At 68.7% G+C, this 5,668-nt stretch carries 8 protein-coding genes; 5 read left to right on the top strand and 3 right to left on the bottom strand.

Annotated elements, in window-relative coordinates; translation table 11 throughout:
* The coding region (locus GT354_RS16945) for a transposase (RefSeq protein WP_237535028.1) at positions 1 to 188 on the bottom strand (188 nt) is incomplete at its 3' end.
* Positions 189 to 576: 388 nt separating this feature from the next.
* Complete coding sequence (locus GT354_RS16940; RefSeq protein WP_161357134.1) at positions 577 to 1,251, bottom strand: GntR family transcriptional regulator; 675 nt, start codon at positions 1,249 to 1,251, stop codon at positions 577 to 579.
* A gap of 68 nt (positions 1,252 to 1,319) precedes the next feature.
* On the opposite strand from GT354_RS16940, the gene GT354_RS16935 reads away from it, so the two are divergent.
* From GT354_RS16935 to GT354_RS16920, 4 genes are all read left to right on the top strand, one after another.
* A complete protein-coding gene (locus GT354_RS16935) occupies positions 1,320 to 1,742 on the top strand; it encodes a VOC family protein (protein ID WP_161357133.1) in 423 nt (140 codons plus the stop codon).
* Positions 1,739 to 2,500: an SDR family oxidoreductase gene (locus GT354_RS16930; protein WP_161357132.1), complete on the top strand. Its 762-nt coding sequence runs from the start codon at positions 1,739 to 1,741 to the stop codon at positions 2,498 to 2,500. The genes GT354_RS16935 and GT354_RS16930 overlap by 4 nt, the downstream gene beginning before the upstream one ends.
* A gap of 31 nt (positions 2,501 to 2,531) precedes the next feature.
* The gene (locus GT354_RS16925) at positions 2,532 to 2,837 is read left to right on the top strand and encodes a hypothetical protein (protein ID WP_161357131.1); all 306 of its coding nucleotides are present in this window, start codon (positions 2,532 to 2,534) and stop codon (positions 2,835 to 2,837) included.
* Positions 2,838 to 3,105: 268 nt separating this feature from the next.
* Positions 3,106 to 3,381 carry a hypothetical protein gene (locus tag GT354_RS16920; RefSeq protein ID WP_161357130.1) on the top strand — a complete coding sequence of 92 codons (276 nt, stop codon included), beginning with the start codon at positions 3,106 to 3,108 and terminating at the stop codon, positions 3,379 to 3,381.
* Between the two features lie 299 nt (positions 3,382 to 3,680).
* Here the strand turns inward: GT354_RS16920 and GT354_RS16915 are convergent, their stop codons facing one another.
* On the bottom strand, positions 3,681 to 4,289 hold the full coding sequence (locus GT354_RS16915; RefSeq protein ID WP_161357129.1) for a DUF6461 domain-containing protein: 609 nt from the start codon (positions 4,287 to 4,289) through the stop codon (positions 3,681 to 3,683).
* A 414-nt stretch (positions 4,290 to 4,703) separates the two neighbouring features.
* Here GT354_RS16915 and GT354_RS16910 point away from each other — a divergent pair, with 414 nt between their 5' ends.
* Complete coding sequence (locus GT354_RS16910; RefSeq protein ID WP_161357107.1) at positions 4,704 to 5,654, top strand: NADP-dependent oxidoreductase; 951 nt, start codon at positions 4,704 to 4,706, stop codon at positions 5,652 to 5,654.
* The last annotated feature ends 14 nt before the right edge of the window (positions 5,655 to 5,668 follow it).

The following is a 5,668-nucleotide window of genomic DNA, read 5'->3' as shown; positions in this document are numbered from 1 at the left end:
CGATGTTGGATGTCCCGCAGGCCTCGGCGGGCGACCGCGACCGGTTCGTCGAGAGTGCGTGCGCCGAGGTTGGCCAGGGGTCCGTTCCTCAGATGCGCCCAGCTGCCTTCGACCGGGTTGAGGTCGGGGGCGTACGGAGGCAGGAAGACCAGGCTCAGCCGGTCGACCCGCTCCGCGAAGGCCCGCATCCGGCGGCTGCGACGACTGCCCAGGTTGTCCCATACCAATAAGATCGGGCGGTCGAACGTCCGGTGGATCTAAGGCAGTTGGCGAATCGGCTGCCGGTCGTTCACCGAGCCGGACACCATCCGGTAGAGGAACCTGGGTGGTCCGTCGGGCGGGTGACAGCACCAGCCGACCGGCGAGATCTTCGGCCGTTTCCCCATCCGCACCCGCACCGGTGGCAGTGCGCCCCCGTGGGGCCCACGTCGCGCGGACCGGAGGCGGCAGCGACAGCGCCGACTCGTCCGAGAACACGACCACCGCCCCGGTCCGCCCTGCGGTGGTTTTACCCGGAGCCACACCGTGCTCCTCCGGGTCGTCACCGCCTCGTGCTCTCGTTCCGACGCGCCGTGCTCAGCGGCGCAGACTGGCGAGAAGACTGCAGCGAGCGGAGTCGACGTGTTCTTCGGCGCGCTGCACCAGCGCCTCGCGGTCGCCGGAGCGCAGGAGCATTGCCAGTTCGCGGTGCTCTTCCACAACCCGGTCACGGTAGTGCTCGTAGCCGAGGGCGATGCGGCGGAGTTGGAATAGATACGTCTGTGAGCGTACGGCGTGCCACGCCTGACTGAGCCTGCGGTTGTTCGCGGTGTCGTAGATCCGGTCGTGGAAGGCGATGTCGATTGCGAGGAGCCCTGCCCCGGATGCTTCGCCGCTGATCTTCTCGGCCATCGCGTCGACCAGGGCATCGAGCCCGTCCAGCTGATCGGCGGTTGCGTTTTGCTGTGCGCTGGTTGCGGCGAGGCGGTCAAGCGCGGCGCGCAGGGCGTAGACCTCTTCGACGTCCTGCGCGGTGACTTCAATGACGGTGGAGCCGTGATGCCAGGCGCTCCGGACGAGGCCCTCGCGTTCGAGGAGTGCCAGCCCTTCGCGTACCGATCCGCGGCTGACGCCCAGCGAGGTGGCGAGTTCCGTCTCGCGCAGCGGTGAGCCAGGGGGGAAGTGGCCGGCGAAGATCGCTTCGCGGATGAGGTCGGCGGTCTCTTGTGCCAGCCCTCTGCGACTGACTTTGGGGAGCGACGTAGAAGTCATTGTCGAATGTTGACATTCAACATTCGAGGTTGCAAGGTGAGAGGGTCATCGAGCTGAAGGAGAGTCTCATGTCGCTTCGCCCCGCAGTCCATCTGGCCATACCGGTCGACGACCTGGACGGCGCCCGCCAGTTCTACGGAGGTGTCCTCGGACTGCGAGAGGGACGCTCCACCAGCCACTGGGTCGACTGGGATCTGCACGGTCACCAACTGGTGACGCACGCGGCCCCCGACAGGTCCGCGGTAGTCGGGAGCAGCATGGTCGATGGACATGCGGTACCCGTTTCCCACTACGGACTGCTGCTGTCGACCGAGGAATTCCACACACTCGCCGATCGGCTCCGCGCGGCCGGCACGGCCTTCGTGATCGAGCCCTACCGCCGCTTCCCCGGGAAACCTGCGGAGCAGTGGACCATGTTCCTCCACGATCCGGCAGGCAACGCGTTGGAGTTCAAGGCGTTCCGTGACGAGTCGAAGATCTTCACACGATGAGGCGAGTGCTGGTCACGGGAGCGTCACGGGGAATCGGGCGGGCCGTGGCTGTCAAATTCGCCGAACGCGGCGACCGGGTGGGAGTGCACTACGCGGCCCAGCGCCAGGACGCCGAGGAAACGCTGCGCCTATTGCCTGGTTCTGGCCATGTCCTGCTCGCGGGTGATCTGGCCGATCCTGAAGCGGCGCGGCGTATCGTGGACGAAGCCGTGGGGTCGCTGGGTGGGATCGACGTCTTGGTCAACAACGCAGCTGTCGCGCCGACCGCCGGCAACCGGCACTCCGTTGCCGATGTGTCCTACGCGCAGTGGCAGCGGAGCTGGCACCATATGGTCGACGTCAATCTGCTGGGCGCGGCGAACGTGACCTACTGCGTGGCCCGGCACCTCATAGACCGGGGCGAGAGCGGAAGCATCGTCAACATCGGTTCCCGTGGCGCCTTCCGGGGTGAGCCCGACTTTCCCGCGTACGGCGCAAGCAAGGCTGCGCTGCACGCTTTCGGGCAGTCGATGGCTGTCGCGCTGGCCCCGCACGCCATCGCGGTGGTGTCCGTCGCCCCCGGGTTCGTCGCCACCGAACGGCAAACAGCCAAGATGTCCGGTCCAGCGGGGGATGAACTGCGGGGCCAGAGCCCGTTCGGGCGGGTCGGGACGCCCGAGGAGGTCGCGGATGCCGTCCTCTACCTGTCCTCACCGCAAGCCGCGTGGTCCTCCGGAGCCGTGCTCGATCTCAACGGTGCTTCCTACCTGCGCACCTGAAACCCCTGCACACGAAGGGTTTCACATCGCCATGACCGTCGACACGACAAAGACTGTCCTGGCCATCCGGCACCCGGCCTTCGAAGACCTGGGCCTCCTCCAGCCGCTGCTGACCGAACGCGGTTACAGCGTGCACTACATCGATGCCGGCATCGACGAGATCAACGAAGATCCCGTGCGGGCCGCTGACCTGGTCGTCGTGCTCGGCGGCCCAATCGGCGCCGACGACGACACCCGATACCCGTTCCTGTCGTCTGAGACCCGTGCCCTCCGGACCCGTGAGCGCAGCAACCGGAAAACCTGCGCCTGGGCGGCCTCGAGCGGAAGCGCCACCTGAACGACCGTCTGGGCAAAGCGTTCCTTCAACTCGACACCACCCGCGACCTGGTTCTCTCCGGCAAGGAAGAGTTCCGGGACATCCCACACGATCGTCCGTTCCTGGGCCTGGTCGTCACCGCCGAGGCCTTCCACTTCGCGAACGCGGCCCTGGACACGGGCCTCCCCAGCACCGACCTCCCTACGATGGTCATTTCCGTGGACCATCACTGCTGGGGATCTACTACCTCGGCGTCGACCGCTTCGGCAACGACTTCGCGAGCACGTCCATGGGAGTGCGGGAGCTCGACGCGGTGGCGGCCTTGGCGCCGCCGGAGACCGAGTTCGCGACGACGACAGCCGTACACCGTGTCGCCGCGGGGGAGACGGGGCTCGCCGGGGCGGTGGAGGGCCTGGCGCTGGTGGGCCGCGTCTACACCCTGGCGGTCTGCACGGTGGTCATGCTCCTGGAGGCGTTCGGCCGCGCGACCGCCCCGGAGCGGATCGACGAACAGGTGGGGGAGTACGAGCGGACGAGTCACCCCAGGTCCTACCCGATCGCCTGATTGCGTTACCCGTGGCGGTGACCTGCGCGGGTACCGAATCCGTTACCCATCGACAGGGATCCGGGTAACGAATAATTCGTTACCCACCTCGGGGCCCGGGTAACGCCCCCGGATCGAGACGTCACGAGGTGCCGGGCCACTCGGTCAGGAAGGCGCGCAACTCCCGCCGTTGCCGGACTTCGTCGGCCTCGATGAGTCCGCACGGCCTGTGACCGTGCCACCCACCCGGCTCGCGGCGTCCACCGCGCGATCGGGACTTCGAAGCGCTGCCGTGAAAGTCCCGACCTACGGGCCCCGGTTCAGTACATCGCGGCGAGGAGTTCGCCGTTCTCGACGTCCTCGCGGGGCAGTGTCGCGCCGAACTCGGTGTGCATCATGCGTTGGACGAGTCGCTGCCGTTCGCCGATTCCCAGGTCGGGTTCGTCCCCGTCGGGAAGCAGAAGCCCGGCGCGGGTCAGGTACGGCACGAGCCGGTCGGGGTCGGTGCCGTCGCGAACCTGCGCCGATTCGAACGCGCACACCACTTTCCCCGACTCCACGTAGAGGAACTGCGTGAGCGCGTTGACGTTGCGGAAGGTGCTCATGGCCACGGTGGCAGTCGAGACGACGGCGAGGACGTCGTGGTCGATGCCCCGGATTCCGGCGTCCTCGACCGCGAACGCCCAGCCGTTCGCCTCGCCGGCCCGGATCACCGACTCCTTGTCCGCGACCGCCCGGTGGCCGAACTCGTCGGCGACGTCCTCGATCCAGTGGTTCGCGTCGGTCGGGGTCTTGCCGGCCGTGTTCGTCGTGTCGCACCCCATGCGGCGCAGCAACTCCACCGCCGACAGCCCGCGCGCGAACGTCACGCAGTAGCCGAACTCGTCGAAGGCCGAGTCCTCCAACCACTCGACACCGTCGGTACTCATCGCGTCTCTCCTTCGATGGTCGGTTGCCGCAGGATCGGGGACGTCAGCCGAGCGGTCGGACACGGTCCGGGCCCTTGTCAGGGCGAGCGTCCGGATGCCCGAGGGCGAACCCACGATCCCTGACGGCGTCGACCCCCGCGCGGGCGGCGGGCCGAGGGTCGGAAGGTGAGTGCACGAGCCGCAGAAGGCGGGTCACGGGCGAGATCCGGCACACCGGCCCGACACACGCCCGACACATCGAGCGGGGGCAACGGTCGATCCGGGAGGCAAGGCCGCGCGTCCCGGCGCTCGGCGTGACGTGGAGCCACGGAACCGCTTGCCATCTCGGCCCACCCACCAACGTACGACAACAGAAGCTGTTGTCACGATGGTACGGTGATGACAACAGATGCTGTTATCACTCAGGAGGTTGTCATGAAGGCTCTTCAGTTCGACCGGTTCGGTTCCCCGGACGTGATCGTGCTCCGCGACGTCCCACAGCCGGAGCCGGGCCCCGGTCAGATTCGGATCGCCGTGCGGGCGTGCGGCCTGACGCCGGCCGACTGGCACATCGTCGACGGTCTCCTCGCCGACCATCTGCCGCCGCTGCCGCGCGGGCTCGGCCTGGAGATCGCGGGCACCGTCGACGCGCTCGGCGAGGGCGTCACCGATGTCCGGATCGGCGACCGCGTGTTCGGCCCGGCCGTCTTCCACGGCTCGACGGCCGGCGCCGCCGAGTACGCCCTGATGCCGGCCTGGGCACGCATTCCCGACGGCGTCACCGCCGAGCAGGCCGCCGCATTGCCGATGGCGGCCGAGACGGCGTGGCGCGCGCTCGACGACCTCGGTGTCGAGCCTGGTGAGCTGCTGCTCGTCCACGGCGCGGGCAGCACCGTGGGTGAGGCGGCGGTGCGGTTCGCGCTGCACCGGGGTGTTCGGGTGATCGCCACCGCCGGGCCGACCCGGGCCGGCGCCCTGGAAGAGATCGGCGCCCAAGTGACCGCCTACGGCGAGGGCATGGCCGAACGCGTCGCCGCACTGGCCGGAGGCCGGATCGACCGGGCCCTGGACACGACGCCGACCGGGGGCCGGATCGACCGCGCCGACCAGCCCAGCCCGGCCGGCGGCTCGCTACCGACCTTGATCGGGCTGACCGGTGATCCCGACCGGGTCCTCACCGTCTCGGACTTCGCCGCCGCGGCCGACTTGGGCGTCCGGATCACCACCGAGATGCGCTACGACCGGATGGACGAGTTCGCCCGGCTCGCCGGCGAAGGCGTCCTGGTCGTACCGGTCGCCCGCACCTACACGCTCGACCGGATCGAGGAAGCGGCCGAACTCAGCCGGTCCGGTCGCCCCGGCGGAAAGCTCATGCTCGTCCTGTGATCGCCCCGCCGGCC

It is taken from the genome of Streptomyces sp. SID3343 (assembly GCF_009865215.1).
Lineage (GTDB): Bacteria > Actinomycetota > Actinomycetes > Streptomycetales > Streptomycetaceae > Embleya.
This window is presented reverse-complemented; position numbering and strand designations above follow the sequence as displayed.